At 61.2% G+C, this 26,055-nt stretch carries 29 protein-coding genes; 8 read left to right on the top strand and 21 right to left on the bottom strand.

Going from position 1 to position 26,055, the window contains the following annotated elements; translation table 11 throughout:
* Positions 1–13: 13 nt before the first annotated feature.
* The 5 genes from NYQ88_RS03715 to NYQ88_RS03695 form a co-directional block, all read right to left on the bottom strand.
* Positions 14–1,393 (bottom strand): type II and III secretion system protein family protein, encoded by a 1,380-nt coding sequence (locus tag NYQ88_RS03715; RefSeq protein ID WP_275653630.1) that lies wholly within the window; start codon positions 1,391–1,393, stop codon positions 14–16.
* Positions 1,394–1,406: 13 nt separating this feature from the next.
* The gene (gene cpaB / locus NYQ88_RS03710) at positions 1,407–2,345 is read right to left on the bottom strand and encodes a Flp pilus assembly protein CpaB (RefSeq protein ID WP_275653629.1); all 939 of its coding nucleotides are present in this window, start codon (positions 2,343–2,345) and stop codon (positions 1,407–1,409) included.
* Positions 2,346–2,588: 243 nt separating this feature from the next.
* Positions 2,589–3,095, bottom strand: a complete 507-nt coding sequence (locus tag NYQ88_RS03705; protein ID WP_275653628.1) for a prepilin peptidase — start codon at positions 3,093–3,095, stop codon at positions 2,589–2,591.
* A complete protein-coding gene (locus tag NYQ88_RS03700) occupies positions 3,092–3,274 on the bottom strand; it encodes a Flp family type IVb pilin (protein WP_275653627.1) in 183 nt (60 codons plus the stop codon). The genes NYQ88_RS03705 and NYQ88_RS03700 overlap by 4 nt, the downstream gene beginning before the upstream one ends.
* A gap of 124 nt (positions 3,275–3,398) precedes the next feature.
* Positions 3,399–3,572, bottom strand: coding sequence for a Flp family type IVb pilin (locus tag NYQ88_RS03695; RefSeq protein WP_275653626.1), 174 nt, complete (start codon positions 3,570–3,572; stop codon positions 3,399–3,401).
* 366 nt (positions 3,573–3,938) lie between these two features.
* Between NYQ88_RS03695 and NYQ88_RS03690 the strand changes: the two genes are divergently transcribed.
* The 4 genes from NYQ88_RS03690 (at position 3,939) to NYQ88_RS03675 (ending at position 6,331) form a co-directional block, all read left to right on the top strand.
* Complete coding sequence (locus NYQ88_RS03690; RefSeq protein WP_275653625.1) at positions 3,939–4,385, top strand: pilus assembly protein N-terminal domain-containing protein; 447 nt, start codon at positions 3,939–3,941, stop codon at positions 4,383–4,385.
* Between the two features lie 195 nt (positions 4,386–4,580).
* A complete protein-coding gene (locus NYQ88_RS03685; protein WP_275653624.1) occupies positions 4,581–5,057 on the top strand; it encodes a TadE family protein in 477 nt (158 codons plus the stop codon).
* 1 nt (position 5,058) lies between these two features.
* Complete coding sequence (locus NYQ88_RS03680; RefSeq protein ID WP_275653623.1) at positions 5,059–5,634, top strand: TadE/TadG family type IV pilus assembly protein; 576 nt, start codon at positions 5,059–5,061, stop codon at positions 5,632–5,634.
* Positions 5,635–5,710: 76 nt separating this feature from the next.
* Positions 5,711–6,331, top strand: a complete 621-nt coding sequence (locus NYQ88_RS03675) for an HAD family phosphatase (RefSeq protein WP_275653622.1) — start codon at positions 5,711–5,713, stop codon at positions 6,329–6,331.
* Between the two features lie 45 nt (positions 6,332–6,376).
* Here the strand turns inward: NYQ88_RS03675 and NYQ88_RS03670 are convergent, their stop codons facing one another.
* The 5 genes from NYQ88_RS03670 to NYQ88_RS03650 form a co-directional block, all read right to left on the bottom strand.
* A complete protein-coding gene (locus tag NYQ88_RS03670; RefSeq protein ID WP_275653621.1) occupies positions 6,377–6,772 on the bottom strand; it encodes a VOC family protein in 396 nt (131 codons plus the stop codon).
* A gap of 89 nt (positions 6,773–6,861) precedes the next feature.
* Positions 6,862–7,503 carry a uracil phosphoribosyltransferase gene (gene upp / locus NYQ88_RS03665; protein ID WP_275653620.1) on the bottom strand — a complete coding sequence of 214 codons (642 nt, stop codon included), beginning with the start codon at positions 7,501–7,503 and terminating at the stop codon, positions 6,862–6,864.
* A gap of 18 nt (positions 7,504–7,521) precedes the next feature.
* The gene (locus NYQ88_RS03660; protein ID WP_275653619.1) at positions 7,522–8,739 is read right to left on the bottom strand and encodes a phosphopentomutase; all 1,218 of its coding nucleotides are present in this window, start codon (positions 8,737–8,739) and stop codon (positions 7,522–7,524) included.
* A gap of 33 nt (positions 8,740–8,772) precedes the next feature.
* The gene (gene deoA / locus NYQ88_RS03655; RefSeq protein WP_275654835.1) at positions 8,773–10,086 is read right to left on the bottom strand and encodes a thymidine phosphorylase; all 1,314 of its coding nucleotides are present in this window, start codon (positions 10,084–10,086) and stop codon (positions 8,773–8,775) included.
* A 48-nt stretch (positions 10,087–10,134) separates the two neighbouring features.
* Entirely contained in the window at positions 10,135–10,620 is a 486-nt protein-coding gene (locus NYQ88_RS03650; protein WP_275653618.1) for a MarR family transcriptional regulator, read from the bottom strand.
* Between the two features lie 98 nt (positions 10,621–10,718).
* On the opposite strand from NYQ88_RS03650, the gene NYQ88_RS03645 reads away from it, so the two are divergent.
* Positions 10,719–11,933 carry an HlyD family secretion protein gene (locus tag NYQ88_RS03645; protein ID WP_275653617.1) on the top strand — a complete coding sequence of 405 codons (1,215 nt, stop codon included), beginning with the start codon at positions 10,719–10,721 and terminating at the stop codon, positions 11,931–11,933.
* A gap of 12 nt (positions 11,934–11,945) precedes the next feature.
* Complete coding sequence (locus NYQ88_RS03640) at positions 11,946–12,983, top strand: FUSC family protein (RefSeq protein WP_275653616.1); 1,038 nt, start codon at positions 11,946–11,948, stop codon at positions 12,981–12,983.
* Positions 12,984–12,985: 2 nt separating this feature from the next.
* Here the strand turns inward: NYQ88_RS03640 and NYQ88_RS03635 are convergent, their stop codons facing one another.
* From NYQ88_RS03635 to NYQ88_RS03585, 11 genes are all read right to left on the bottom strand, one after another.
* Positions 12,986–13,279, bottom strand: a complete 294-nt coding sequence (locus tag NYQ88_RS03635; RefSeq protein WP_275653615.1) for a hypothetical protein — start codon at positions 13,277–13,279, stop codon at positions 12,986–12,988.
* A 4-nt stretch (positions 13,280–13,283) separates the two neighbouring features.
* The gene (locus tag NYQ88_RS03630) at positions 13,284–15,653 is read right to left on the bottom strand and encodes an aldehyde dehydrogenase family protein (protein WP_275653614.1); all 2,370 of its coding nucleotides are present in this window, start codon (positions 15,651–15,653) and stop codon (positions 13,284–13,286) included.
* 10 nt (positions 15,654–15,663) lie between these two features.
* Complete coding sequence (deoC, locus tag NYQ88_RS03625; protein WP_275653613.1) at positions 15,664–16,653, bottom strand: deoxyribose-phosphate aldolase; 990 nt, start codon at positions 16,651–16,653, stop codon at positions 15,664–15,666.
* On the bottom strand, positions 16,650–17,444 hold the full coding sequence (locus NYQ88_RS03620) for a purine-nucleoside phosphorylase (protein WP_275653612.1): 795 nt from the start codon (positions 17,442–17,444) through the stop codon (positions 16,650–16,652). The genes deoC and NYQ88_RS03620 overlap by 4 nt, the downstream gene beginning before the upstream one ends.
* Positions 17,441–17,845, bottom strand: coding sequence for a cytidine deaminase (locus NYQ88_RS03615; protein WP_275653611.1), 405 nt, complete (start codon positions 17,843–17,845; stop codon positions 17,441–17,443). The genes NYQ88_RS03620 and NYQ88_RS03615 overlap by 4 nt, the downstream gene beginning before the upstream one ends.
* A 177-nt stretch (positions 17,846–18,022) precedes the next feature.
* Positions 18,023–18,988, bottom strand: a complete 966-nt coding sequence (locus NYQ88_RS03610; protein ID WP_275653610.1) for an ABC transporter permease — start codon at positions 18,986–18,988, stop codon at positions 18,023–18,025.
* 2 nt (positions 18,989–18,990) lie between these two features.
* Positions 18,991–20,121: an ABC transporter permease gene (locus NYQ88_RS03605; RefSeq protein ID WP_275653609.1), complete on the bottom strand. Its 1,131-nt coding sequence runs from the start codon at positions 20,119–20,121 to the stop codon at positions 18,991–18,993.
* Positions 20,118–21,728: an ABC transporter ATP-binding protein gene (locus NYQ88_RS03600; RefSeq protein WP_275653608.1), complete on the bottom strand. Its 1,611-nt coding sequence runs from the start codon at positions 21,726–21,728 to the stop codon at positions 20,118–20,120. The genes NYQ88_RS03605 and NYQ88_RS03600 overlap by 4 nt, the downstream gene beginning before the upstream one ends.
* A gap of 23 nt (positions 21,729–21,751) precedes the next feature.
* Positions 21,752–22,756 carry a BMP family ABC transporter substrate-binding protein gene (locus NYQ88_RS03595; RefSeq protein ID WP_275653607.1) on the bottom strand — a complete coding sequence of 335 codons (1,005 nt, stop codon included), beginning with the start codon at positions 22,754–22,756 and terminating at the stop codon, positions 21,752–21,754.
* Positions 22,757–22,939: 183 nt separating this feature from the next.
* On the bottom strand, positions 22,940–23,062 hold the full coding sequence (locus tag NYQ88_RS03590) for a hypothetical protein (protein WP_275653606.1): 123 nt from the start codon (positions 23,060–23,062) through the stop codon (positions 22,940–22,942).
* A 118-nt stretch (positions 23,063–23,180) separates the two neighbouring features.
* Complete coding sequence (locus NYQ88_RS03585; RefSeq protein ID WP_275653605.1) at positions 23,181–23,657, bottom strand: SRPBCC domain-containing protein; 477 nt, start codon at positions 23,655–23,657, stop codon at positions 23,181–23,183.
* 208 nt (positions 23,658–23,865) lie between these two features.
* Here NYQ88_RS03585 and NYQ88_RS03580 point away from each other — a divergent pair, with 208 nt between their 5' ends.
* Positions 23,866–25,083, top strand: coding sequence for a cell surface protein (locus NYQ88_RS03580; protein ID WP_275653604.1), 1,218 nt, complete (start codon positions 23,866–23,868; stop codon positions 25,081–25,083).
* Between the two features lie 33 nt (positions 25,084–25,116).
* The gene (locus tag NYQ88_RS03575) at positions 25,117–26,055 is read left to right on the top strand and encodes a DUF6384 family protein (RefSeq protein WP_275653603.1); all 939 of its coding nucleotides are present in this window, start codon (positions 25,117–25,119) and stop codon (positions 26,053–26,055) included.

Below are 26,055 nucleotides of genomic sequence, written 5' to 3'. Positions count from 1 at the left end.
AACTGGCCCAATCTCATTCGAGCACGAAGCCCACCGAACCGCTCAGGCTCCCGCGCATCCCGCCGTGCCCGCTGACACCATACTGCTTCTCCAGCCGCCCGAGGAAGATCGCTTCCGCGTCGGTGGAGGCGTTGACCAAATCGGTCGGGACAGCAATCGCATTGGTCGGGCTGGGGTTGACGAGATAGGGCGTCACCAAAATAACCAGCTCGGTTTCTTCGCGCTTGAAATTGTTGGACCGGAACAGCGCGCCCAGGATCGGTACATTACCGAGACCCGGCAGCTGTTCGGCCGCTCTGCTGAGCCTTTCGTCGAGCAGTCCGCCAATCGCTAGAGTAGCCCCCGCAGCCAGTTCCACACTTGTTTTTACATCACGCCGGGAGACCGCAATCGACCCGGCCTGAACCTCGGAGACGCCTGTCTGCAGTGCAATATTGATCGTGCCGTTCGAACGAACGACCGGCGTGAACTTCAACTCGACACCGTAAGGCTTAAAGAGGGTCGTGGTCAGCCCGTCCTTGTCGGTCGCCTGATAGGGGAATTCACCTCCAACGAGGAACTCTGCACTTTCCCCTGACTTGGCGGTCAATGTGGGCTGCGCCAGCAAGCGCAGTGCGCCTCGCTGCTCTAGTGCCCGCACCGCAGCTGTAATCTGGGTATTGCCGATCGGGAAGTTGCCAGAAACGCCATTCGTCAGCGGCGTCTGCGTGCTGTTGAAGCCTATGCTGCCGCCCCCGAGGGTAACTGTTCCGGACAGATTAATGCCAAGCTGCAGGGCATCAGACCGACGGATCTCCGACACAGTGACCTGCAGCATGACCTGCTGTGCGCCCGCCACATCGAGAATATTGGCGACGTTCTCAGGACGGCCGGCGAACTGGATGGCGACCTGTTCTGCCCGGTCCTTATCATCGGAGGACAGCACGGTCCCAGTCAGCACGACGCGATTGGTGTCATCCTTGAGCGTCACCGACTCCACCGAGATCTTTGATCCCGGGATCACCCGCGCCAGCGCCTCTTCGAGCGCATTGCCCACCTGCGACGGCTCCTTGATCACCCGCAGGTCCAGCACCTGGATGGTGCGGCCATTGTCGTCGAGAAAGAAAATATTGGTGTCCCCGCCGCCGATCCCCTGCACGATCGCCCGGGTCCGGGTGCGCATGATCGCCGCCGCCACACGGGGCTGGGAGACGATCACCTCGGCGACGCCGGCCGGCAGGTCGATGATCATCGACTTGTTCAGCTCAAGATCGATGTTGCGCACGCCGCCATAGGCCGCCGATGACACGGTGATCTGGGCGTCCTGCGCCATGGCTGGAAGCGCCTGCGCCCCAAGGGTCGCGAGGCCGGCGAAGAGGATCGGACGAAACAATGCTGTCACGGCTTTATTCATCGGAAACTCCGGCCTACTGCGGCGTCGACTGCGGATCGACCGCATCGACCTGAAACTGGGATTCGCTGTAAAAATCACTGGACGCGGCATAGTCCTCGCCCGTGGGGAACACCTCGGGCTCAACCGTCGCCTGGGCAATGCTGCCGGCCAGCACACTCTGCTCCTTGCCGGCGCGGATCACCCGAACCGACTGGCTTGCGCCCGAAGGCCGCTGCGTATCGGCCGCCCGGCCGAAGTCCACCACGGAGCGCAACGTGAGGGACAGTTGCCCGCGCATCGAAGCATTGATCAGGGTTTCCGCCTGAACCGGCGTCAGTTCGAGCGTCGCAATCGTGCTCTTGTCGAAAGGCTCGGGCATGGTGCCATCTGGATTGTCGTTATTGCCGCCGCTCGCACCCATTTCACCGAGCCGCTTGCCGATGGCGAGCACGCGCACGTCCGACAACACGACTTCCGATTGCTGGCCCACGCTGGTGGAGGTGGTCAGCACAACGTCGACATGGTCGTTCGGCACCACAAAGCCGCCGGCGCTCGATACAGCGCTGACGCCAACGGAGACGCCGCGCATCCCCTGCGCCAGCACCGCCGAAAGATAGCCCTGGTCCGAATGCACCAGCTTTTGCTCCCGGATCGGTTCTCCGGGGAAGAATTCGAAGCGCGCCACAGCCCCGGTCAGCTCGGCCGGGGCATCGGGCATGGCGGAGATGGTGACATATTCCGGACGCAGCGCGCCCTGGGGCCAGTCCTGCCACTCGAGCGTATTGGCGGTCAGCCGCTCGCCGATGCCGATGCCAGCCTTGGCAACGAGGATCTGCGTCTTGGCTTCTTCGACCACCTGGGTCACCACTTCGCGCGAGGGTGCCGGCGCACTGCCCGAGCGGGTCACGAGGAACGCGGCAAGACCGCCGGCCACCAAAGCAACCACGACAAGGATAATACGGGCTGGATTCATGACCCCACTCCGGTTCAGCACGGGACGACTTCGCCCAGTAGCACCGTGTGGACTATGTCTCTAAAGGGTCAAAGTTTGGTTAACCGCTGCTTGCCCGATAAGGTAAACAACTTATGAACACTGGCAATTTGCAAGTATTGCACTGGTGACGCTGGCGTAAACCCAGACAAACAAACGAATTCAAGTCCCGGAACCATCGACACCGAGACACCAAGACACCAAGACAATGACGAAATTGGATTTTCAGACAGACAGCTGCGCAAAAATGGCGGTGTTGGAATAGACCATCACCCCGGCAGCCGCCATGGCAATGCCATAGGGAACGCCGGACTTATTGTCGTGCAGGCGCTCCAGCCAGCGAAAGCGCGCCAGCATCGGAAAAAGCGGCAGGCGGCGCAGAGCCAGAATAACAATGGTCAGCAGGCCACCGAACAGCGCCGAATAAACCAGATAGGGCAGCGTCAGGCCGAAACCGAGCCAGAGCGTTGTCGCCGCTGCGAGCTTGGCATCGCCACCGCCCACCCAGCCCATGGCAAAAAACGTAAAGGCGACGGCCAGGACTGCGAGTGAACACAGCACATGCATCGCCAAATCCTGCATGGGCATGTTGATCGCCAGCGCAACGGCAAAGAACCCGCCGGCCAGCAACAGCACAAGCCGGTTGGAAATGCGCATCGTCAATAGGTCAGACGAGGCAGCAAAGGCCATGAGGGCGGGAAAGAAAAACAGCGCGACGGTTGACATCGTCATTGACCTCGAAGGGCCGGATCCAGATTGCTCTCGATATATCCGAACAGATCGACCATGCGCTCGTTGACCACCATAAGCGAGGCGACGATGGCGACAGCGATCAGTGACGCGACCAGAGCGTATTCGATCGCGGTTGCGCCGCTCTCATCCTTGCAAAAATTCCCCAACAGGTGTCGCATCGTCCCTCGAAGATCCGGAGAATACGCTGAGCGCTTCGACCCAAACCTGCCATCGAAAAGTTAAGTATTGGAAAAAAGAAGGCCCCCAAATGGGGGCCTCCTATAATTCTCGCTCGGGCGACTATTATTCTTTCGTCGGCACCAACGCACCCGCGATATCGTCAAACACGGTGGTCAGATTGGTGCCCAGCGTCGTCACCGCACCGATGATCACGACGGAGATGAGAGCGGCGATCAGGCCATACTCAATAGCGGTTGCGCCGGACTCGTCCTGCGCGAAGCGTGCAAAAATGTTCATGTCCCTGGCTCCTTTGTATAACGTCCTCGAGTGACTGCTTTCGCTAACGTCACACAACGAAGATGAGCTGACCCTAGCCAGCACTCATTGCAATTGCGTTAATTGCGGGCCCCGCAACAAAGCAAAACGACAATGGAATATCTATAACTTACAGAAGCTTAACGAGACAGATTGGATTGCATGTAATACAAATACAGAAGTAGCGCACACGGTACAAATAAAACTTTAATCATAAAGCACCGCAACAGGCGACCACAGGATCAAGGACCGGGGAACCTCCCTCGATCACTCTTTGTGCCGACGTTTGCCAAGTCTTTACCATTCCGGGCGAAACATATGGACCTGTCTTCGTACCGGAAGAGTGCCATGTCCCGCCTGACCCTGCCTGCCAGCTTCTGCCTTGCCACCCTGGCCTTCCAGATGCCCGTCCAGGCTCAGGACAATTCGCCCATCGGCGTCAACATGAACATGGCACGCGTCCTGCGGATCAGCGCCCCCGCGGCCACAGTAATTGTCGGAAACCCCGGCATTGCTGACGTCACCATCCAGGATCCCATGACCCTGATCCTCACCGGCAAAAGCTACGGGCAGACCAATCTGATTGTCCTCGACGCGCGCGGCGAGCCGATCGCCGACACGCTTGTCGAAGTCATGCAGATGCAGGCCGGGGTCATGACCGTCTATCAGGGCCAGGCCCGCACCACCTTGACTTGCGCACCGGTATGCCAGCCCACCGTCATGATCGGCGACGAAAATAGCTTCACCACCCAGACGCTCGCCTCTTCCCAGTTGGTCCAGTCCGTCTCCAACTAGCGCGCGCGAACAACAGATAATAAACCATTGTCACAGGATGCAGTTTCCCAAAGCGCCCGCGTAACCAAGACTTAGAACCGCCCCCATATCATGGGCGCAATTCTTGGAAACCGGACGATGGCAGTGAAAAAGCGGCTATCAATACAGCCAGCAAGGAAAGCACGGTCACTCTGGAAGAATGACCGCGGCGTAGCCATGCTTGAATTTGCCCTGCTCGCGCCTGTCTTCTTCGGAATTTTGGCTGCAATCATGCAGACCGCAATGGTTTTCCTGGCCAGCCAGTTTCTCGAAAGCGCGGTGCACAATTCCAGCCGGACCATCCGCACCGGAACCGCCCAGCAGACCAACTGGAGCCTTGCCGATTTCCGCAACACGCTTTGCGACGGCCTTTATAGTCTGGTGAACTGCAATAATTTGCACATCGAGGTCGACGTCCTCAACAATTTCGCAGCCGCCAATGTCGAACCACCCTACGACCGGTCCTGCGAAGAAGACTGCGGTTGGACGCGTCCGGAAAAATGGGTTCCCGGCCCCGCCTCATCCATCGTGCTGGTCCAGGTCCACTACAAATTCCCGCTCATTCTGCCCTTTGCGCAGCTGGCGAGCAACGCCTTGCCGGACGGATCCATGCTGCTCGGCTCCGCCACAGTCTTCCGGAACGAGCCGTACTGAGATGGGCACGTTTTCAACCCTCACAGGCAAGTTCAGGCACTTTGTCCGTGCCGAGCGCGGTGTCGCCGCGGTGGAATTTGCGTTGATCCTGCCGATCATGCTGGCGATTTATGTCGGCTGCACCGAGGCCGGTGGCCTGCTGATCACCGACCGCAAGGTGCAGTCTGTCGCCGGCGCCGTCGGCGACCTTGTCGCCCGGTCGAACAAGAATTTGGCGAGCGCCGACCTTGAGGACTATTTCCTGGCCGCCACTAGCATCATGTCGCCCTATACCGTAAACGACCTCATGCAGACGGTAACTGCGGTGACCGTCTCCGATGCCGGCAAGGCTACCGTCGCCTGGTCTGTCGAGTATGTAGGCGGAACCATGGGCCCAAGCACCCGCCACACGCCCAGCGAAGACTATGACCTGCCCGAAGAGATGATCGACATCGCTCGCGGCCACACTGTCATCGCCGCCGAGGCCGATTATGTCTACAGGCCGCTTCTCGGTCTCTTCTTCGATCCCAGGATCGACCTCCACCGGTCCAACTTCTTCCTGCCCCGCTTTGGCGGCGGCATAACCGTCAACTACTAGCCTTCCCCCCGCCTTGCGGGCACGGGCCGGCCATGCGACAAGCCCTTAACTTCTTCCTGCGGGCACGAAAATCATCATGGACGACACAATTATTCCCGTCTTCGACCTCGGCGGCGTCTTCGTCGACTGGAACCCGATGTACCTGTTCCGCAAGCTCTTCGAGACCGAAGAGGATGCGCTCTGGTTCCACCAGAACATCTGCACGAGCGACTGGAATCTCGAATTCGACGCCGGCGAACTCTATTCGGAAGGTGTCGCCAAGCTCGTTACCCGCTTCCCCAAATACTGGCGCGAGATCAAGGCCTTTGACGAACGCTGGACCGAAACCTTCGGCCCCTTCATCCAGGGCACGATCGACATCCATAATGAGCTGATCGACCAGGACATCCCGACCTTTGCCATCACCAATTTTTCCTGGGAAAAATGGATGAGCCGGCTCGGTGAGTGGCCCTTCCTCGAAAAGTTCGACGGCGTCATCGTCTCGGGCCTCGAAAATCTCGTCAAACCCGATCCGCGCATCTATCGCGTCTTCTGCGAGCGCTATGGCCTGGCACCTGATTCCTGCGTCTTCATCGACGACAGCGAGCCCAATATCGTGGCCGCCCGCAAGTTCGGCATGCACGGCATTCACTTCAAGAACCCCGAACACCTGCGCGCCGACCTGATCGCGCTGGGCCTGCCGCTCAAGGCAAAGTAAAGCCAAAAAAAACAACCCCGGATCGTTCCGGGGTTATTTGTTTTATTACTTGAACCGACCACCCTTCTGGATGACTTCGATCTTGTAGCCATCGGGATCGGTGGCAAAGAAGAATTTGGCGACCTGCACGTCGCCATTCTTGAAGTCGACCAGCTTGCCCACGGTCAGGCCTTCGGCCGTAAACCGGGCATGCTCGGCCGCGACATCATCCACCACCACGGCCAGATGGCCATAGCCATCGCCCAGCGCATAAGGCTCGGTGCGGCCCTTGTTGATGGTCAACTCAAGCTCAAAACCCACCTCGTCGCCGGTCATGTAGACCAGCGTGAAATCGGGAAAATCCACCCGGTCCGCGATCTTGAGACCAAAGGCCTTCTCGTAATAGGCAACAGAGCGCGCCTCATCGATGACACGGATCATCGAGTGAACAAGTTTTGCCATTGTTTTGGTCTTTCAGATCAGTTCAGGACGAGCCATCTCGCGTGAAAAAAAAACGCGCCCCGCCCGGAGCGCGTTTCGCGCGTGAGGGCTTACTTAGTGCCGTACATGCGGTCGCCGGCGTCGCCGAGACCAGGGACGATATAGCCCAGCTCATTGAGGTGCGTATCGATGGCCGCGGTATAGACCGGCACGTCGGGCTGGCTCTCGGTAAAGTTCTTGATCCCTTCCGGCGCGGCGAGGAGGCACAGGAAGCGGATATTGTTGGCGCCGCGCTCCTTGAGCTTTTCGATGGCCGCGGTCGCCGAATTGCCGGTCGCCAGCATCGGATCGACAACGATGATCAACCGGTCATCGAGGCTCGAGGGGGCCTTGAAGTAATATTCCACTGGCTCCAGCGTCTCGTGGTCGCGATACATGCCGATATGGGCCACGCGTGCGGCCGGCACGAGATCGAGCATGCCGTCGAGCAGGCCATTGCCGGCGCGCAGGATCGAGGCAAACACCAGCTTCTTGCCCTTGATCGCGGGCGACTGCATCGGCGCCATCGGGGTGTCGATATCGATCATTTCGAGCTCGAGATCGCGCGTCACCTCATAGCACATCAGATGCGCGATCTCGCGCAGCAGGCGCCGGAAACCCGCAATGGAAGTCTCCTTGTTGCGCATGATCGTCAGCTTGTGCTGGATCAGGGGATGATCGAGGACCGTTACATTGCCCGCACTAACGCTCATCTCGAACACCTCTTTGCTCTACAGGAAGGACTTGCCGTGGCGGCCCGGAGCCAGGCCCAGCCAAGCGGCTATACTCTCGCCAATATCGGCGAATGAAGATCGAATGCCAATCTTCCCCGGCGGCAGGGCTGGGGAAAAGACGAGGATCGGCACCTGCTCGCGCGTGTGGTCGGTCCCCGGCCAGGTCGGGTCATTACCATGATCTGCCGTGAGGATCAGCAGATCATCATGCCGCATCCGTGCAATGATCTCGGGCAGGCGCGTATCGAAATATTCAAGCGCCGCCGCATAGCCCGGCACATCGCGGCGATGGCCATATTCACTGTCGAAATCGACGAAATTGGTCATGATGAAGGCGCGGTCATCGGCCATTTCCATGGCGTCCAGCGTCTTGTCGAAGAGCTGCGGAATGCCCGTGCCCTTGATTTTATGGGTCACGCCCGAGCCGGCATAGATGTCCGAAAGCTTGCCGATGGCATAGACTTGGTTGCCCGCCGCACTATTGCGGTCGAGCAGCGTCGCCTCGGGCGGGGCAATGGCAAAATCCCGACGATTGCCCGTGCGCTTGAAGCTTGTCGCATCCTCGCCCACGAAGGGCCGCGCAATCACACGCCCGATCTTCAGCGGCGCGGTCAATTCGAAGGCGATTTTGCAGATCTCGTAGAGGCGCTCGAGCCCGAAATGGCTCTCGTGGGCCGCAATCTGGAAGACGCTGTCCACCGAGGTGTAGCAGATCGGCTTGCCGGTGCGGATATGCTCCTCGCCCAGCGCGGCAATGATATCGGTGCCCGAGGCGTGCTTGTCGCCCAGAATGCCCGGCAATCCGGCGCGCTTGATAAATTCGGCAATCAGGTCTGGCGGAAAGCTCGGCTCGGTCTGCGGGAAATAGCCCCATTCGAAGGGCACCGGCACGCCGGCGATTTCCCAATGCCCGGATGGCGTATCCTTGCCCTTGGACACTTCGCGCCCCACGCCGAAACGGCCGCCTCCTGGCGTATCCGACAGTCCCGGCGGCGTGACGCCGGTGGAGAGCTTTACCGCTGCGCCGAGCCCCATCGCGTCCATATTGGGCACCATCAGCGCGCCGGAACGCAGCCCGTCCCGATCCGCCTTGCCCGCAGCGGCCCACTCGGCGATATGCCCAAGCGTATTGGCCCCCACATCCCCGTAGGCCGCAGCGTCTGGTGCGCCGCCAATGCCGACGCTGTCGAGGAGGCAGACTATGGCGCGGGGCATTGGGGACTCCGGAAAATGAAACAGCGTTTCGCTTTAGGTGGGATTGATCCGCCCTGCAATAAGCGGCGGGGGGACAATTGCGTTCCCGAACCGATAGGCGGCGCGCAGCCTGCGCTCTGCCTCGGCGGCACTGGCCTCGTCCGCAGCATGGAGACGCGCAATCGGTCGACCGCCATCCACGCTCTCGCCGAGCCCCGCCAGCCGGTCAAACCCGACCCGATGATCAATGCTGTCGGCCGGATTGGTGCGCCCGCCCCCCAGCGCCACCACCGCCATGCCGACCCCGCGCGTATCGATCTCGCCGACCACCCCCGCGCTGATGGCAAATACATCGCGCACGATCGGCGCCGGGACGAGATGGCGGTCCATGTTCTCGATGAAATCGTCAGGCCCACCCAGCGCCGCGACCATAGCCCCGAATTTCTCCGCCGCCCGTCCATCATCGAGCGCATCGGTCACCAGCGACAGTGCCTCGCCGATGCTCCCCGCTTTCCCGCTCATCAGCACCAGCTCGGCACAAAGCGCCAGCGTTACCTTACGCAGCCGCGGGTCCTGGTGCGCCCCGGTCAGAAAATCGACGGCATTGCGCACTTCTAGCCCGTTCCCGGCGGCGCTGGCCAGCGGCTCGTTCATGTCGGTTATCAACGCACTGGTCTTCAGCCCCGCCCCATTGGCCACCGCCACAAGGCTCTCCGCCAGTTCGCGCGATCTCTCAAGCGTCGGCATGAAGGCGCCGCTGCCGGTCTTCACGTCGAGCACCAGCGCCCCAAGCCCCGCCGCCAGCTTTTTGCTGAGGATGGACGCGGTGATCAGCGGCACGGATTCCACCGTCCCGGTCACATCGCGAATGGCGTAAAGCGTCTTGTCGGCCGGGGCGAGATCGGCCGTCTGACCGATAATGGCGCAGCCCACCTCCCGCACCACCTTGCGGAAAAGCACATTGTCGGGACTGGTCGTGTAACCGGGTATGGCGTCGAATTTGTCGAGCGTGCCCCCGGTATGGCCCAGCCCGCGCCCGGAAATCATCGGCACGTAAATGCCCAGCGCAGCCAGGATCGGCGCCAGCATGAGCGAGACATTGTCGCCCACCCCGCCGGTTGAATGCTTGTCGGCCACCGGCCCATCGAGATCGGACCAATCGAGCACCGCGCCGCTGTCGCGCATGGCCAGCGTCAGCGCCACGCGCTCCTCCATGCTCATGCCCTGAAAATAGACTGCCATAGCGAAAGCTGCGGCCTGGGCGTGGGAGACGGAACCCTTGGTATAACCGCCAACAAAAGCCTCGATACTGGCCGGGTCGAGCGCGAGCCCGTCCCGTTTGGCGGCGATGATTTCCTGCGGCAACATGCTCATAAAGGCGAGCCTATGCCAAAGTCTTTGCCTGCACCAGACAGCTTATGACTTCGGGCTTTCCTTGCCCGCTGCAGCTGCAGTCCTCAGGTTTTGTAGCGTCTTGCGTGAGTTTTCGAGCGTTCGGGCGAGAAAGTCCCGCACTATCCTTGCCTCCTCGGGCGAAAGACTTTCAAACACATTGGCATTGGCTTCGCGCACCCGCTTGCGAATGTCGGCAAACGGCTCGAGCGCCGCCTGGGCGCCAAGCGAAAGCAGGACTGCCCTGCGATCCTTGGGGTGAGGAGTGCGTTCGACAAGGCCGCGCTCCTCGAGGCGGTTGAGCAGGATTGCCGTTGCGCCGCTGGTGAGGCCCAGGTTTTCCGCGAGCAACTTCGGCGTCGCCGCACCCTCGCCATTCCGGATGAAATAGAGCGCCATCAGATCGGTGGTGTTGAGCCCGGCTGCCTCTGCCATCCAGCGGTGAATCTGGGTGATTTCAGTCGACAGCTCGCGGATCAGATCCTCCAGCGGCAGCAAAATGTCATCCATGCGCAATCCTCACATGTCAGCTATGCTCCAAAGTATCTTTGTTGCAAAGCTAATTATTCGCTCCTAGATAGCTGGAAGCTCAGGAGACAAATTACACGATGGCACAGGCCGTAACACCCAGCGACAAGCCAAATACCGCACTGGAGAGGACAGGTGTCCCCTCTGCGCAGCCCGTGCCTGAGGTCGTTACCGTCTCATCCACCACCGAGCTCGCGGCAGAACCCTCGCCCGAAGACATTGCCGCGGCCAAGGCCAAGCGCAAGAAGGCTGGGCGCATTGCCCTCTTTCTGCTGCTTATCCTTGTGGCCTGCTTTGCCTGGTATCCGCTGTCGGACCGCCACGCGCCCTTCGCCAGCGCCGGCGCCGTCACGGCAGACGTGACCTCGATTTCCGCCCGCGTGCCGGGTCCGGTGACCGAAGTCGCCATCCGCGACAACGCTGCCGTCAAGGCCGGCGACACGCTCTTTACCATCGATGACACCACCTATCGGATGGACGTCGAACTCGCCAAGGCGCAGCTCGAACAGGTGCTGAACTCGGTTTCTTCCGGTGTGGCGGCCATTCCTGCTGCCCAGGCCAAGCTTGAACAGGCGCAACTGGCGCTGGTCAATGCCGTGGATGATCTCGACCGGCAGGTCCAGCTCCATGCCAAGGGCCTCGTCTCGCCGACCAAGCTCGCCCAGGCGGAATTGGCCAAATCCAATGCCGAGCTGAATGTTCAGGCTGCCCGCGCCGACCTCGAACGCACCACCACGGCCAGCGGCGGCGCCGACGATTCCAATCCAAACATCCGCACCGCGCGCGCCAATCTTGAAAAGGCCGAGTTTGCGCTCGCCAACACTAGGGTTGTTGCCCCCGCCGATGGCTATGTCACCAATGTGACCCTCACCGAAGGCCAGTTCGTCGGCGCCGGCACGGGTGCGCTCACCTTCATCAATCCGGCCACCCAGATGGTCATCGCCGATTTCCGCGAAAACCAGCTGATCAACGTCGAGCCGGGCGACAAGGCCACCGTCGTCTTTGAAGCCGCGCCGGGCAAGAAGTTCTCCGCCACGGTGGAAAGCATCGCCTGGGGCATCAATGCCGGCCGCACGACCGCCAATGGCCTCGCCCAGCCGACCACCGACACACGCTGGTTCCCGCCAGCCCGCAAGATCCCTGTCCGGATCGCGCTCGACGATCTCTCCGACCTTCCGGCCAATATTCGCCTGGGCTCGGAAGCCGGTGTGCTGATCGAGCCGGACGAAGGCATCATTCCGGCCATCGCCCAGGCCCTGCTGAGCTTCAACGGCTTCATCTCGGGCCTCAACTAAGGCTGATCCCGCATGGAAGAGCTCCCCCGCGTCAGCCCTCTGGACGACCCCTATCTCGCCCTGCGCACAGCGCTGGGCGTCCTGATCTGCCTCGTTCTCGCCGAGCCGCTGGGCATCACCATGCCCATGCTGCCTGTCGTCATGTGCATGAGCATCATGTCCGGGCAGCGCGGTGGCCTTGGTCCACGTATCTTTGCCACCCCGATTGCCCTGCCGATCGTCGGCATCGTCTTCAGCTGGATTGCGGCGGTCACGGTGAACGAGCCGATGGTCTTCACGCTCGTCAACATCCTCATGGCGGTTGGTGGGCTGGCGCTCATGCTGTTTCGCGGCTCGCGCGGCGGCATGATGCTGACCGTCTTCCCGCTCCTGATGGCCATGGCGGCGCTCTATTCGGATTACGCACTAGCGGTCATGCGCGATAGCTTCGTCATGGGGGGCGTGGCAATGGGCGCCGCGATCGTCGGGCTCAATCTCCTGTTCCCGCCAACCACCAGGATTGTGCACGAGGAAGATATCCGGCCCCTCGTCAGCAATCAGGGGATGAAGCACCTCCTGATCCGCAGCGCCGTCTATCTCCCGGCGATGCTGCTGGTCTTTGCCTCTGGCGACATGAACATGTTGATCATCCCCATCATGATCATCTTCGTCTGCGCCGAGCCGCGTCGCGGCACGCAGATGAACCAGGTGATCGACCGAGGTGGCGGCACTGTCGTCGGCGGCCTGATTGCCGCCGCCGCCCTCATCATCTACGCCCTCATCCCCGAGGTCTGGATCCTCATCCTGCTCTGTACGCTGGTGACCTATGTCCTCATCGACAAGATGACCACCGGCAAGGGTCGCCCGCTCATCTATCAATACACCTGCTCAGCGGCCCTGGTGATGATCCTGCAGGCCACGCAAGGTGGTCGCGATGCTCTCGAAGTGGTGCTGCAGCGTGTGGTGATGACCGGCGGGGCCATGGTCGCCGCCATTCTGGTGCTGGCGCTGCTCGAGGCCATCTTCCTCGACCCCGAACCCACCGAGCAAGCAGAAGCTCTGCCCGCCTGAGTTCAGCCAAGGCGAAAAAGGCGCACGGGCGGCTTGGCTGCCCGCGCGATAATCTTCTTGGCCTCAAGATCGAGCTGAACGGCCTTCACCCACCAGCCCGCCTTGTCGCCACCCGGAAACAAGTCCTCCGGCAAATTCGGCTTCACTGCGGTGATGAGATCGCTGACGCTCATGCCCGGCGCCTCGGCCGGCAGGGCGGCAAGCACCGCCCCCCGCACCGCCGCAAACTTCTCGGCATCAACCCGATAGATCTTGCCAGGCTGGCCGACATTCTCGATTTCGATTCTGTCGGCCATCAGCTTACGCTCCGTAGGGGATCCAGACGTTTTTCACCTGCGTCGCCTTGCCGAGGAGATAGTCCCCGGCAAAGTGCGGCGCGGTGAAATCATGCTCGAGACCGCGGCTGGTAAAAGTCTGCTTGAGATTACCCACCGAGGCCCGCTCGACCATGGCCGAGCCCTCGGCCGAGCCGAAATACCACATGCCATCGACCCCATCATGCTCGGCCAGCGTCTTGGCGAGGTTGAGGCTGTCGCCGGTGACGATATTGACCACCCCGGCGGGGACGTCGGAGGTTTCCAGCACCTGGTAGAGATCGGTTGCGGTGAGCGGCGCGGTTTGCGATGGCACAAGTACCACGCAATTCCCTATTGCCAGCGTCGATGCTAACAGTGTGCTAACACTTAGTAGCGGTTTGCTATCAGGTGTGACGATGCCGATGACGCCCAGAGGCTCCACCATCGCCGCCGCAATCGCCCGCATCGGCGGGTTGTGCACGGCCCCGTCATATTTGTCGGCCCAACCGGCAAAAGCAAAGATCCGCTCGATGGATTGCTCCACCTCCTCGGTCCCATCCACCCCGGTCTGCGCCTTGATCCGCGCGGCAAATTCATCCCGGCGATAATCGAGATTTTCTGCAAGGAAATAAAGCACTTGCGCCCGGGAATGGGCGGCCGTGCTGGCCCATCCAAGGGCCCCGCGCGCCTTCTCGACAGCGTTGCGGATATCCTTGCGATTGCCTTCCCCAACCTCGCCAACCAGCTTCCCATCCGGTCCGACAACCGGCCTATTATAGCCGCTGTCCGGCCGCACCTGCTTGCCGCCAATATAGAGCTTTGCCGTCTGGTCCAGCGCCCCGCCATCAAGCGGATTGACGCTCGAGGCGAGGGTAATCGCCGGCAAGGCGGGAGCCGGCTTCAGCGCCTTTTCCCACTTTGGCTTCAGATAGTTAGCCATGCCCTCGCGGCCACCTTCGCGGCCAAAGCCGCTTTCCTTGTAGCCGCCAAAACCAATCGCCGCATCGAACTGATTGGTGCCATTGATCCACACCACGCCCGCCTTGAGCTTGGGCGCTATGTCGAGGGCGAGATTGATGTTTTCGCTCCAGAGCGTCGCCGCGAGACCATATTTCGTATTGTTGGCGAGCTGCACCGCCTCTTCCGGCGTCCGGAAGCTCATGGCCACCAGCACCGGCCCGAAAATCTCTTCGGAAACCAGCGTGTTAGCCGGCGAAACATTGGTGACGAGCGCCGGCTTGAGGAAGCACCCCTCCCCCGGAATATCGCCATCGGGCTCATAGACCACAGCGCCCTCGGCCACGCCGCGCTTCATCAGATCTCGAATGCGCTCGACCTGTACCGGCGCCACCAGCGCACCAATATCAATTGATTTATCAAGGGGATCGCCGACACGGAGCTTGTCCATGCGGGCCTTCACCTTTGCGATGAAGCGCTCCTCGATGCTTTCATGAACGAGCAGCCGCGAGCCGGCGCAGCACACCTGCCCCTGATTGAACCAGATGGCATCGACCAGACCTTCGACCGCACTATCGAGATCGGCATCTTCAAAGACGATATAGGGGCTTTTGCCGCCAAGCTCGAGGCTCAGCCCCTTGCCCGTGCCAGCCGTCGCCTGACGGATGATTTTTCCAACCTCGGTCGAGCCGGTAAAGGCAATCTTGTCGACATCAGAATGATTTACGATGGCCGAACCAGTGTCGCCCTCGCCGGTCACGATATTGACCACACCCTTGGGCAGGCCCACGCGCTCACAAATCTCGGCGAAAAGCAGCGCCGTCAGCGAGGTAAACTCGGCTGGCTTCAGCACCACAGTATTGCCCGCCGCCAGCGCCGGGGCGATTTTCCAGGCCAGCATCGGAAGCGGAAAATTCCACGGGATGATCTGCCCACAGACCCCATAGGGCACATGGTCGGGGAACTCGCGCTCGATATGCGTCGCCCAACCGGCATGATGATAAAAATGCCGTGCCACCAATGGGATATCGGCATCCCGGCTCTCGCGGATCGGCTTGCCATTGTCCATGGTTTCGAGCACGGCGAACAGCCTTGCGTGCTTCTGGATCATCCGGGCGATGGCATACAAAAACTTGCCGCGCTGATAACCCTTCATCCCGCTCCATGCCGGAAACGCGTCGCGCGCAGCCCTCACCGCCGCATCGACATCGGCCTCGGTGCCATTGGTGATCTCAGCCAGCGGCGCGCCGGTTGCGGGGTTATCTGCCGTAAATGTCTGGCCGGGCTCGGTCCATACGCCATTGATAAAATGGCCGAATTTCCGTCCCTTGCTGTCGAGCCAGGCAATGGCCTGATCGGGTGCCTCGGGAGCCGGGCCGTAGTCGAGACTGTCAAAGATTTGCATGATCTTGTTCATCGCTGAGGCCTCAAACCATCGGCTGGCGGTAGTCCGCCGCATAGTGTCCAGTCAGCCCATGCTCAAGCTGACGCTCGATATCGGTGAGCAGACTGCTGGCACCAAAGCGGAAAAGATGGGGCTGCAGCCAGTGCGTCCCGAGCTCTTCCTTCATCAGCGCCATATATTTGAGCGCGTCCCCGGCCGTGGAGATACCGCCGGCCGGCTTGTAGCCGATCTCGATGCCGGTTTCCTCGGCAAACCAGCGGATCATGCGGATCATCGTCAGCGAGGTGACGAGATCGGCATTGGTCTTTTCCTTGCCGGTCGAGGTCTTGATGAAGTCGGCACCGGCCAGCATGCAGACCAGCGAGGCCTTGGCCACATTGGTCTGGGTGGCGAGTTCGCCGGTCCCAAGAATGGTCTTGATATGGGCGTCGCCGCAGGCCTTGCGGAAGGCCCTGACCTGGTCGTAAAGCGCCTGCCAGTCCCCGCGCAGAACCATGCCGCGCTCGATGACGATATCGATCTCCTTGGCCCCATCGGCGACGGACAGCTCGATCTCGCGGATTTTCGTCTCGACGGGTGCGAGGCCGTGAGGGAAGGCCGTCGACACGGCGGCGACCGGAATGCCGGTGCCCTCCAGCGCCTTTACGGCGGTCCCGACAAAGCTGTGATAAACGCAGACTGCACCGGGCAGAACGCGCAGATCGCCAATTCCAAGCTTCTCGCGAACGTCCGAGCGCAATGGATTGCGCGCCTTCGCGCAGAGCCGCTCGACGCGGCCCGGCGTATCATCGGCATTGAGCGTCGTCAGGTCGATCATGGTGATCGCCTTGAGGAGCCAGGCCAACTGGTAATCCTTCTTCACCGTGCGGCGGGTGCCGATCGTATTGGCGCGGCGCTCCAGCGCCGACCGGTTCATGCGAACGCGGCCGACCCAGTCGAGATCGAGCGGATAGCCAGGATTGCGCTTGTGGGCGATCTGGCCAGGCTTGGTATCGACGATCTTGAGACTCATAGCTCCTCCACCAGGGCCGGGATCAGCCTCTTGAGCTTGTCCGCCCCCTGCACCGCCATGGTCTTGGTGTGCTCATGGCTGATGTTTTCACTCGACAGGCCCGCCCCCATATTGGTGATGGACGAGCAGGCCCAGACCTTCATGCCCAGGAAACGCCCGAGGATCACCTCTGGTGCCGTCGACATACCGACAGCATTGGCGCCGAGACGGATCGCCATCTGGATTTCGGCGACGGTCTCAAAGCTCGGGCCGGAATACCAGAGGTAAATCCCCTCCCCGACCGAAAAGCCCAGCCGCTCGCCGATGGCCTTGGCCTTGCCGCGCAGGGCCGGATCGTAGCAATCGACCATGTTCACAAAGCGGCGGTCGGTGGGTTCGCCGATCAGCGGATTCATCCCGGCATAGTTGATGTGATCGGAAATCAGCATCAGATCGCCCGGACGGAAACGGTCGTCGACCGAACCGGCAGAATTGGTCAGCAGCAGCGTCTTGACGCCGAGCCCGGCCATGGTCTCGAACGCCGGGCGCATGGCAGCGGCATTGCCGTGCTCGTAATAATGTTCGCGGCCCGTCAGGATGGCGATCCGCTTGCCGCCCATGCGGCCGATAACGAGGTCACGGCCATGGCCTGAGACGCCGCCGCCAGGAAACCCTTCGAGCTGCGAGAACGGAATGACCACCCGATCTTCAACGAGATCAGCAACAGCGGAAAGGCCAGAGCCCAGCACAAGGGCGATCTCGACTGGCTCCGTGCCGGCGATATTCTGAATGGTTTGAACGGAAGTGGTCATTTGTTCAGAAACTCCGGGCCGAAACTATGGGGCAGAAGCTGTTCAAGCGTCTGCACAAGGGGCTCACCATCGACGCCATGGGAAATGACTTCCACGTCGAGATCTGCAAATTCACGAATACGCTGGCGGCAGCCACCGCAAGGGGTGACAGCGGCAGCGCCGGGACCGGTTACATAGATGCGCTTGATGCGGCGGGCTCCGCCCGCGATCATCGCAGCGATAGCCGAGGCCTCGGCGCAATTGCCCTGCGGATAGGCCGCGTTCTCGATATTGCAGCCCGAATAGATCTTGCCATCATCCGCAAGGATTGCCGCGCCCACATGGAAGTTTGAATAGGGCGCATAGGCCTTGGCCCGAATGGCCTCGGCGGCTGCGAAAAGAGCCTGGTCGTTATCGGTCATGCACGTCGATCCTTGTGTTCAATCGCCACAGCGCCGGGCTGAGGAGCAGCCGGGCCCTGGGCGCGAAGACGTGGCAGACAAATCTGGGTGCCACGCCCATTTGGTCCGACACCCCGGGGCCAAGCCCGGAGCATCGAACCATAAGGCCCCCTTGAGGGCCACTTGCCTGGCGAAGAGCTAGCGCTCTTTCGTATAGGGTACGCCGCCGGCCTTGGGGCCTACGGCCTTGCCGATGAAGCCTGCGAGCAACACCACTGTCAGCACATAGGGCAGCGCCTGGATGGCCTGGACGGGGATGTCGATACCGAAGATTTCCGCGCTCTGCAGGCGGATCTGCAGCGCATCGAGGAATCCGAACAGCAGACAGGTGAACATCGCCGGAACGGGCTTCCACTTGGCAAAGATCAGCGCGGCGAGCGCGATATAGCCCTTGCCAGCGGTCATGTTGTTGCCAAAGCCCGACCCTTGCGCGATCGAGAAATAGGCCCCGGCAATGCCGCAGAGCAGGCCCGTGATGATGATCGCCTGATAGCGCTGCTTGACCACCGAGATACCGGCGGTGTCCACCGCCTTGGGGTTCTCGCCCACCGCACGCAGGCGCAGCCCGAACCGGGTGCGGTAGAGCACGAAGGCAGTCACCGGCACCATGATGAAGGCGATGTAGACGAGGATATAATGGCCCGAGACCAGCTCGTTATAGATCGGCCCGATGATCGGCACGTTCACGAGATCTCCGGCAAAAGGCAGCACGATCGGCTCGAACCGGCCGCCTTCGCCCAGCGCCGGCGTACGGCCGCCCTGACGGAACCAGGTCTGCCCCAGAAAGGTGGTCATGCCGGCCGCCAGCATGTTGATGGCGACGCCCGCAATCAGCTGATTGCCCTTGAGGGTAATGGCCGCCGCGCCCTGAAGGAGCGTCGTGGCCAGCGACACCGCCATGCCGGCCATCAGCCCCATCCAGGCCGAACCGGTGACTGCAGCGACAGCGCCGGCAGCAAAAGCTGCCGCCAGCATCTTGCCTTCAAGGCCGATGTCGAAAATGCCAGCTCGCTCGGAATACATGCCGGCCAGACAGGCCAGCAGCAGCGGCGTCGAAAGACGGATGGTGGCGTCAAGAATGGAAAGGATCGTGGCGAAATCCATGATCAGCTCTCCGTCTTGGCCGTGGACACGGCGATGGCTTCAGCCTTCTGCTCGGGCGAGCCGAGCATGAAGGCGCGCTCCAGCGCCGGCCGGAAGAGCCCTTCCATGGCCCCGGTAAAGAGGATGACCAAAGCCTGGATGACCACGATCATCTCGCGGGTAATGGCGGGTATGACGAACTGCAATTCCTGCCCACCCTGATAGAGCGCCCCGAAGAGGAGCGCGGCCAGCAGGATGCCGACGGGATGGTTGCGCCCCATCAGCGCCACGGCAATGCCGACGAACCCTGCCCCCGCCACATAGTCGAGCACCAGGCGGTTCTGCACGCCCATCACTTCATTGATCGCCACCATGCCGGCGAGTGCGCCGGAAATGGTCATGGTGATCATGATCATCTTGGAGTTGGAAATGCCGGCATAGCGCGAGGCGGTCGGATTGGCGCCGAGCACGCGCATGGCATAGCCGAACTTGGTGTGCCAGATGAGGATATAGACCCCGATCAGCGCCAGAATGGCCACGACGATCGAGAGATTGACCGGCGAATAGCCGAAGAACGACATGAAGTGGCGCAACTGCGGCACGCGGCCGGCCATCTCGATGGTTTCCGATTCCGGCGCCATGGTCGAGGCTGGCTTGAGCACGCGATTGACCATGAACACCATCAACGCGGCGCCGATGAAGTTGAACATGATCGTGGTGATCACCACGTGGCTGCCGCGCTTGGCCTGAAGCCAACCCGGAATGAAGGCCCAGAGGCCGCCCATTGCGCCAGCGGCGATCATCGCCAGCGGCATGGCAATCAGCCAATGCGTCTGGTCGAGGGCCAGGGCGACGACGATAGCGCCGAGGCCGGCCACATAAGCCTGGCCGTCACCACCGATATTGAAGAGACCCGCATGAGCCGCCACGGCTACCGCGAGACCGGTGAAGATGAAATTGGTGGCGTAGTAGAGTGTATAGCCTAGCCCGTCGCCATAGCCGAAGGCACCATAGATGATGACCTGGATGGCGTGGAACGGATTTTCCCCGACCAGCAGCACGACGAGGCCGGAAACGAGGAAGGCCAGCGCCAGATTGATCGCCGGCAGCAGGGCAATATCGGCCCAGCGCGGAAGTGGTCTGCGGGCGCTCACGGTGTTGTCTCCTGGCCCGACTTGCCATTGCTGGTGGCAGCGTCGGTCTTGCTGATACCGGCCATCATCAGGCCCAGTTCGCCTTCGGTTGCCGTGGCCGGATCGGCCTCGCCAACGATGTGGCCATCAAACATGACGAGGATGCGATCGGCGAGAGACCGGATTTCGTCCAGCTCCACCGAGACAAGCAGGATCGCCTTGCCTTCGTCGCGCATCTTGATGATTTCATTATGGATGAACTCAATGGCGCCGATATCGACACCACGGGTCGGCTGGCCGATCACCAGCACATCCGGATCGCGCTCCATCTCGCGGGCCAGCACGATCTTTTGCTGGTTGCCGCCCGAAAACAGCGAACTCTTGAGATTGATATTGGCAGGCCGGACATCGAAGAGCTTGACGTGTTCGGCCGCGACCCGCTTGGCGGCGCCGATATCGAGCAAGGGACCAGAGCCATATTCCGGGCTGTCCTGATAGCCCAGAATGGCGTTTTCCCATTCGGCAAAATTGGTAACGAGCCCCATGCGCTGGCGATCTTCGGGCACATGGGCGAGGCCCGCAGCCCGGGCGCGCGCGGCGCCGTCATCGCCCTTGAGCGAGAGCGCATTGCCCTTGAGCAGCACCTGGCCGGTCTTCTGGTCGCGCATGCCGCTGATCGCTTCGAGCAGCTCGCTCTGGCCATTGCCCGAAACGCCGGCAATGCCGACGATCTCGCCGGCGCGAATGGAGAAATTGACGCCTTTTACGCGCGTAATGCCCATGTCGTCGCGAACGACAAGGTCGCGCACTTCGAGCAGGGTCTGGCCGGGATTGGCCGGGGTCTTGTCGACGCGCAGCAGGACGCGACGCCCCACCATCAGCTCTGCAAGCTCTTCAGGGTTGGTGTCGGCCGTCCTGAGCGTCGCCACCATCTCGCCCTGGCGCATCACCGAGACATTGTCGGTAATGGCCATGATCTCGCGCAGCTTGTGGGTAATGAGGATGACGGTCTTTCCCTGTGCGCGCAGGGTCTCGAGCACGCGGAACAGGTCGTCCGCTTCCTTGGGCGTCAAAACGCCCGTCGGCTCATCCAGAATGAGGACTTCAGCGCCGCGATAGAGCGCTTTCAGAATTTCGACGCGCTGCTGCTGGCCGACCGAGATATCCTCGATGATCGCATCGGGATCGACCTCGAGGTCGTATTCCTGCTCCAGCCGGTCGAGTTCCTGGCGCGCACGATTGAGGCTCGGCTTGATGAAGCCGGAATCCTCGGCGCCCAGAATGATGTTCTCGAGAACCGAGAAATTGTCCACGAGCATGAAGTGCTGGTGCACCATGCCGATACCCAGCGCCAGCGCATGGCGGCTGTCGGTGATCGAATGGGCCTCGCCATTGACGCGGATCGTGCCACTGTCGGCGGTATAAAAGCCGTAGAGGATCGACATCAGCGTCGACTTGCCCGCGCCGTTTTCCCCCACGATGCCGTGGATGGTGCCGCGTGCGACCTTGAGGTCAATGTCCTTATTGGCGTGAACGGCGCCAAATCGCTTGTTGATCTTCTCAAGCTCGATCGCCCAGCCATTGGCGGGGGCGGATGCAGCGGCCGTTTCCGGCCGCTGCGTGTTCATTGTGCCATCCTGGCTCATGCCGCTTAGAGCGGACAGGCCGAGTCGGCAGTGTAGTCGTGGACCGAGATCTCGCCGGCGATGATCTTGGCCTTGTACTCTTCGGCCGCTGCGGCCATTTCCGGCGTGATCAGCGCTTCATTGTGCTCATCGACGGCATAGCCGACGCCATCTTCGGCAAGGCCGAGAATGGTGATGCCGGGCTTGAAGGTGGCATCGTCAGCCGCTTCGGTGAGCGCGTTCTGCACCGCCACGTCGACGCGCTTGAGCATCGAGGTCAGGACCGATCCGGGCTGGAGGTAGTTCTGGTTGCTGTCCACGCCGATGGAGAACTTGCCGGCGTCCTTGGCAGCCTGCAGCACGCCCATGCCCGAGCCGCCAGCTGCGGCAAAGATCACGTCGGCGCCAGCGTCGATCGCAGCCTTGGTCAGCTCACCGGCAGTCACCGGATCGTTCCAGGCAGCCGGGGTGGTGCCGGTGTAGTTTTCGATCAGATTGATGTCCGGGTTGGCAGCCTTGGCGCCCTGGGCATAGCCGCAATAGAACTTGTGGATCAGCGGAACGTCCATGCCACCGACGAAGGCAACGGTGCCGGTCTCGGACTTGAGAGCGGCCAGAACGCCGACGAGGTAGGAACCGGTGTGCTCGTCAAACAGGATCGACTGCACGTTCGGCGCATCGACGACGGTGTCGATCACGACGAAATTGGTATCGGGGAATTCAGGCGCAACAGCGGAAAGCGCTGCGGTCCAGGAGAAACCAGCCATCACGATGGGATTGGCACCCTGGCCAGCGAAACGGCGCAGGGCCTGCTCGCGCTGAGCGTCGTTCTGCAGTTCCAGATCGGAGAAATTGCCGCCCGTGGCCTCTTTCCAGGCCTGACCACCGTTATAGGCGGCTTCGTTGAACGACTTGTCGAACTTGCCACCCAGATCATAGATCAGGGCAGGATCGGCCAGAGCTGCGCCCGTAAGCACCGCACTCAGAGCAACGCCACCAGCGATAGCCTTGGTAAGGGTCGAGAATTTCATTGTTTTCAATCTCCCTGTCTCGCACTGCGATTGCGAGAAGCCCGGGCTTCTAAACAATCCGCTTGCGCTAGAGGAAGATAAAATCGTGCAATGTCCCCCGCTGCAAGGGGGGACACAGCTTATTTTTCCGAATGGTCAAAATTGGCGCAGGACGGTTTGCGCCCTGTTTACCGGTGCCCGGCGCTAGATTCGCTCGAACATTGCCACCAGCAGCGTGCCGAGATCCGCATCCGCAAAAAGCGTCACCAGTAAGGCCGCTGCGGCAATGAAATAGAGGGCGAGACTGTCACGCGTCTGGGTGGTCATGATGCATTTGCTTCAAATTGAAAGGAGTAGGCGCGCCGTTCCTACACCCTCCCCTCCGGCCAGATTATGGCCAGGAGAGGTCACATTGCGACATGGTTAAAACCTTGTTAACGCCGATCTATTCCGCCGGCGCCACGCGCTCCAGCGCTTCGATCTCGGCGCCCATCGCGCTCGCAAATCGCTCGAAAAATCCGTCGATTACCTTCTGGGCCGAATTGCCGATCAGCGCCTTGCCCATCTTCATGATCTGCCCGGAGGCGCCCGCCGCAGCGGAGAATTCAAGCATGGTGTCGGCGCCTGCATCGGAGAGGGCAACATCGGCAGAGCCTTCTGCAAGGCCGAGAAGACCGCCCTTCCCCCGGCCCGACAGCGTATAGCGCTCGGCCGGCGTGACATCGGTCAGCGCCAGCTCACCTTTGAAGGTGGGTTGCATGATGCCGAGATTGACCTTGATTTCGAGGTCGAGCGTGCCTTCACCCGACCACGCAATATGGCTGCAGCCCGGAATTGCCGCCTTGAGCATTTCGGGGTCGTTCAGGGCGGACCAGACGGCGTCGCGATGCGCCCCGATGCGATAGCGACCACCAAAGTCCATCCGGCTCTCCTCGACCTTAGATATGATGCGAAAAAACAACGGTCTATCGCATGTTTACGTGGCGCTCTTTACCTGCGGCTTTTTCGCACCAATATGGACTAAATAGTTGCCGAAAGTCGCTGGCGCAATTGTCAGCGCGTACGGCAACAGCAATCTAGGGCTAACAGGCGCTGCTGCCCATAAGGTCCGTACTCTCAGGGAGCGATCAATGACCGATCAAGTGACCACTGCTACCGCTTCACCCACTTCGGCAATCGCCGAACGGCCCCTCCAGTATCTGGACAAGGCGGTTAACGCCATTCGGGATCTCGGCATCTGGCCGGAAAACCAGGGCGAGCAGCCGATCACCGGTCTTCTCAGTCAGATCACCGAGCTCGACGAAACCCGCGTGATCCTGATTGGCCGCACCCTCAGCCAAGCCTCGGCCTTCAACGAAGTGGTGCGCGAACAGGTCGCCGCCATGAAGATCGGCGAGCGCTACGAAGAGATCACCAAGGGCTTCGACTCGATTCGCGACGACGCGAAAATGATGGTCGACCAGCTCGAGGACAATAAGCTCGACCTCGTCGAGCGCGTGTCCAACGTCTGGATGAAGGTCAGCCGCGGCGACATCGCCACCCGCTTCAACAAGATCCGCGACGTTTATCTGGACGTCACCAAGGACACCAAGGACCAGATCGATCGCGAGCAGACCATCCTCGAGGCCTATCGCGACTTCCGCGGCGCTCTCAAGCAGGCCGAAGTGATGGCGCTCGAAGTGCTCCACACGGCCGAAGGTCGCCTCGGCGAAAAGAAGAACATCCTGCAGAAATCCGCCGACGAGCTGGCTGCCTATGCCGGCGAGGTTCCGGCCGATCGAGCCCGCCTCGAAATGGCCCGCGACGAGCGCCTGCGTGAGATGCAGAACGAGGAAAAGCGCTACCAGATCGCCAAGGACCTCTCGGACAATCTGACCATTTCCTACAACACCTCCGAGGTGGTGATGGCTCGTCTGATGCAGACGACCAATGCCAAGGAGCGCGTCTACCAGCAGTCGATCTCGTTCTTCTCGACCAATGAAACCGTGCTGACCGCCCTTTCGGCGTCCTTCACCGGCATGTTCGGCCTGCATGAATCGACCCAGACCCTGAACGCCATGAAGGAAGGCATGTCCAAGAGCCTCGAGGCGCTTTCGGAGATCGGCGACAAGGTGCAGGAAGAGGCCGTTAAGGCCGGCTACGGCCCAACCGTGCGCGCCGACGCCGTCAAGAAGCTCGTGGATTCGGTGGTGAACTTCCAGGAGAAGAGCCGCACCATCATCAACGAGATGCGTGTCGCCTCGACCAAGAACTCGGCTGAGATCCGTGACGCGGTCGAAGACGGCAAGCGGCGCCTGGCAACGCTTGCCGCCGAAGGCAATGCGCTTCTGCTCGAAACCCGTAACTGAGACCACGACTATCCAAGAGGATAATGGCGCAGGATGAGTGACGCGACGGCAAAGCCCGCTGCTCCCCTCGATGAAGTCATGCTGGCGATGGACGTGGTCGACACGCTCCGTCACCGGCAGGACCTGGTGATCCGCGAACTCGACGGCGCGGCCCGTGAGGCCCAGCTGATCAATCGTTTGCGGGACATCTATCACCAACAGGGTATCGAGGTTCCTGACCATATCCTCAAGGAGGGCGTTTCGGCTCTGGCCGAAAGCCGGTTCTCCTATGCTCCGCCTGCGCCGGGCCTGGGCACGTCCCTGGCTCGGCTCTATGTCGGTCGCAAGCGCTGGGGCAAGCCCGTCATCGCCGCGGTCGTTGCCCTGCTCGCGCTGGGCGTGGGCTATTTCGGCGTCTGGCAGCCTTATACGGCCGGTCAGGCAGCGCAGGCCCGGCTCGAACTGACCGAAGGCCTGCCGGCCCAGATGGATGCGCTGCGCGAGACAATCTTTGAAGAAACCAAGGTTCAGCAGGCCGTGGTGCAGGCCGATGCCCTGGTGAGCCGCGGCAAGGCCTTCGCCGCCGAAGGCAATCGCGAAGGCGCCGTCAGTGCCGTCGAGAGCCTGACCGCCCTGCGCGATCAGCTCCGCCAGGAATATGTGCTGCGCGTGGTCAATCGCCCGGACGTCCAGTCCGGCTTCTGGTCGTTCCCCGAGATCAACACCGCCGCCACCAATTACTACATCGTCGTCGAGGCCATTTCGCCGGACGGGGATGTGCTGTCACTGCCGATCCTCAATGAGGAGACGGACAAGACCGAGATCGTGCCGATCTGGGGCGTGCGTGTACCTGAAGAGGTCTACAACGCCGTTGCCGCTGACAAGCGGGACGATGGCATCATCCAGGCCAATGAAGTCGGCCGCAAATCGGATGGTTTTCTTGACATTGAATATTTGATGCCGGTCTTGGGCGGCGCGGTGACTGAGTGGTGA

Origin of the sequence: Devosia sp. SD17-2, assembly GCF_029201565.1 — a bacterium.
In the GTDB taxonomy this organism is placed as follows: domain Bacteria; phylum Pseudomonadota; class Alphaproteobacteria; order Rhizobiales; family Devosiaceae; genus Devosia.
This window is presented reverse-complemented; position numbering and strand designations above follow the sequence as displayed.

Bases quoted from the DNA above. Each gene is read 5' to 3' on its own strand.
- NYQ88_RS03580 (WP_275653604.1), top strand. From the start codon at position 23,866: ATGACCGATCAAGTGACCACTGCTACCGCTTCACCCACTTCGGCAATC.
- NYQ88_RS03660 (WP_275653619.1), bottom strand. From the start codon at position 8,739: ATGCCCCGCGCCATAGTCTGCCTCCTCGACAGCGTCGGCATTGGCGGC.
- NYQ88_RS03650 (WP_275653618.1), bottom strand. From the start codon at position 10,620: ATGGATGACATTTTGCTGCCGCTGGAGGATCTGATCCGCGAGCTGTCG.
- cpaB (WP_275653629.1), bottom strand. From the start codon at position 2,345: ATGAATCCAGCCCGTATTATCCTTGTCGTGGTTGCTTTGGTGGCCGGC.
- NYQ88_RS03595 (WP_275653607.1), bottom strand. From the start codon at position 22,756: ATGAAATTCTCGACCCTTACCAAGGCTATCGCTGGTGGCGTTGCTCTG.
- deoC (WP_275653613.1), bottom strand. From the start codon at position 16,653: ATGAGTCTCAAGATCGTCGATACCAAGCCTGGCCAGATCGCCCACAAG.
- NYQ88_RS03645 (WP_275653617.1), top strand. From the start codon at position 10,719: ATGGCACAGGCCGTAACACCCAGCGACAAGCCAAATACCGCACTGGAG.
- NYQ88_RS03630 (WP_275653614.1), bottom strand. From the start codon at position 15,653: ATGAACAAGATCATGCAAATCTTTGACAGTCTCGACTACGGCCCGGCT.
- NYQ88_RS03590 (WP_275653606.1), bottom strand. From the start codon at position 23,062: ATGACCACCCAGACGCGTGACAGTCTCGCCCTCTATTTCATTGCCGCA.
- NYQ88_RS03640 (WP_275653616.1), top strand. From the start codon at position 11,946: ATGGAAGAGCTCCCCCGCGTCAGCCCTCTGGACGACCCCTATCTCGCC.
- deoA (WP_275654835.1), bottom strand. From the start codon at position 10,086: ATGTTGCCGCAGGAAATCATCGCCGCCAAACGGGACGGGCTCGCGCTC.
- NYQ88_RS03695 (WP_275653626.1), bottom strand. From the start codon at position 3,572: ATGAACATTTTTGCACGCTTCGCGCAGGACGAGTCCGGCGCAACCGCT.
- NYQ88_RS03675 (WP_275653622.1), top strand. From the start codon at position 5,711: ATGGACGACACAATTATTCCCGTCTTCGACCTCGGCGGCGTCTTCGTC.
- NYQ88_RS03615 (WP_275653611.1), bottom strand. From the start codon at position 17,845: ATGACCGATAACGACCAGGCTCTTTTCGCAGCCGCCGAGGCCATTCGG.
- NYQ88_RS03715 (WP_275653630.1), bottom strand. From the start codon at position 1,393: ATGAATAAAGCCGTGACAGCATTGTTTCGTCCGATCCTCTTCGCCGGC.
- NYQ88_RS03585 (WP_275653605.1), bottom strand. From the start codon at position 23,657: ATGGACTTTGGTGGTCGCTATCGCATCGGGGCGCATCGCGACGCCGTC.
- NYQ88_RS03635 (WP_275653615.1), bottom strand. From the start codon at position 13,279: ATGGCCGACAGAATCGAAATCGAGAATGTCGGCCAGCCTGGCAAGATC.
- NYQ88_RS03600 (WP_275653608.1), bottom strand. From the start codon at position 21,728: ATGAACACGCAGCGGCCGGAAACGGCCGCTGCATCCGCCCCCGCCAAT.
- NYQ88_RS03610 (WP_275653610.1), bottom strand. From the start codon at position 18,988: ATGGATTTCGCCACGATCCTTTCCATTCTTGACGCCACCATCCGTCTT.
- NYQ88_RS03685 (WP_275653624.1), top strand. From the start codon at position 4,581: ATGCTTGAATTTGCCCTGCTCGCGCCTGTCTTCTTCGGAATTTTGGCT.
- NYQ88_RS03700 (WP_275653627.1), bottom strand. From the start codon at position 3,274: ATGCGACACCTGTTGGGGAATTTTTGCAAGGATGAGAGCGGCGCAACC.
- NYQ88_RS03575 (WP_275653603.1), top strand. From the start codon at position 25,117: ATGAGTGACGCGACGGCAAAGCCCGCTGCTCCCCTCGATGAAGTCATG.
- NYQ88_RS03705 (WP_275653628.1), bottom strand. From the start codon at position 3,095: ATGACGATGTCAACCGTCGCGCTGTTTTTCTTTCCCGCCCTCATGGCC.
- NYQ88_RS03690 (WP_275653625.1), top strand. From the start codon at position 3,939: ATGTCCCGCCTGACCCTGCCTGCCAGCTTCTGCCTTGCCACCCTGGCC.
- NYQ88_RS03670 (WP_275653621.1), bottom strand. From the start codon at position 6,772: ATGGCAAAACTTGTTCACTCGATGATCCGTGTCATCGATGAGGCGCGC.
- NYQ88_RS03620 (WP_275653612.1), bottom strand. From the start codon at position 17,444: ATGACCACTTCCGTTCAAACCATTCAGAATATCGCCGGCACGGAGCCA.
- upp (WP_275653620.1), bottom strand. From the start codon at position 7,503: ATGAGCGTTAGTGCGGGCAATGTAACGGTCCTCGATCATCCCCTGATC.
- NYQ88_RS03680 (WP_275653623.1), top strand. From the start codon at position 5,059: ATGGGCACGTTTTCAACCCTCACAGGCAAGTTCAGGCACTTTGTCCGT.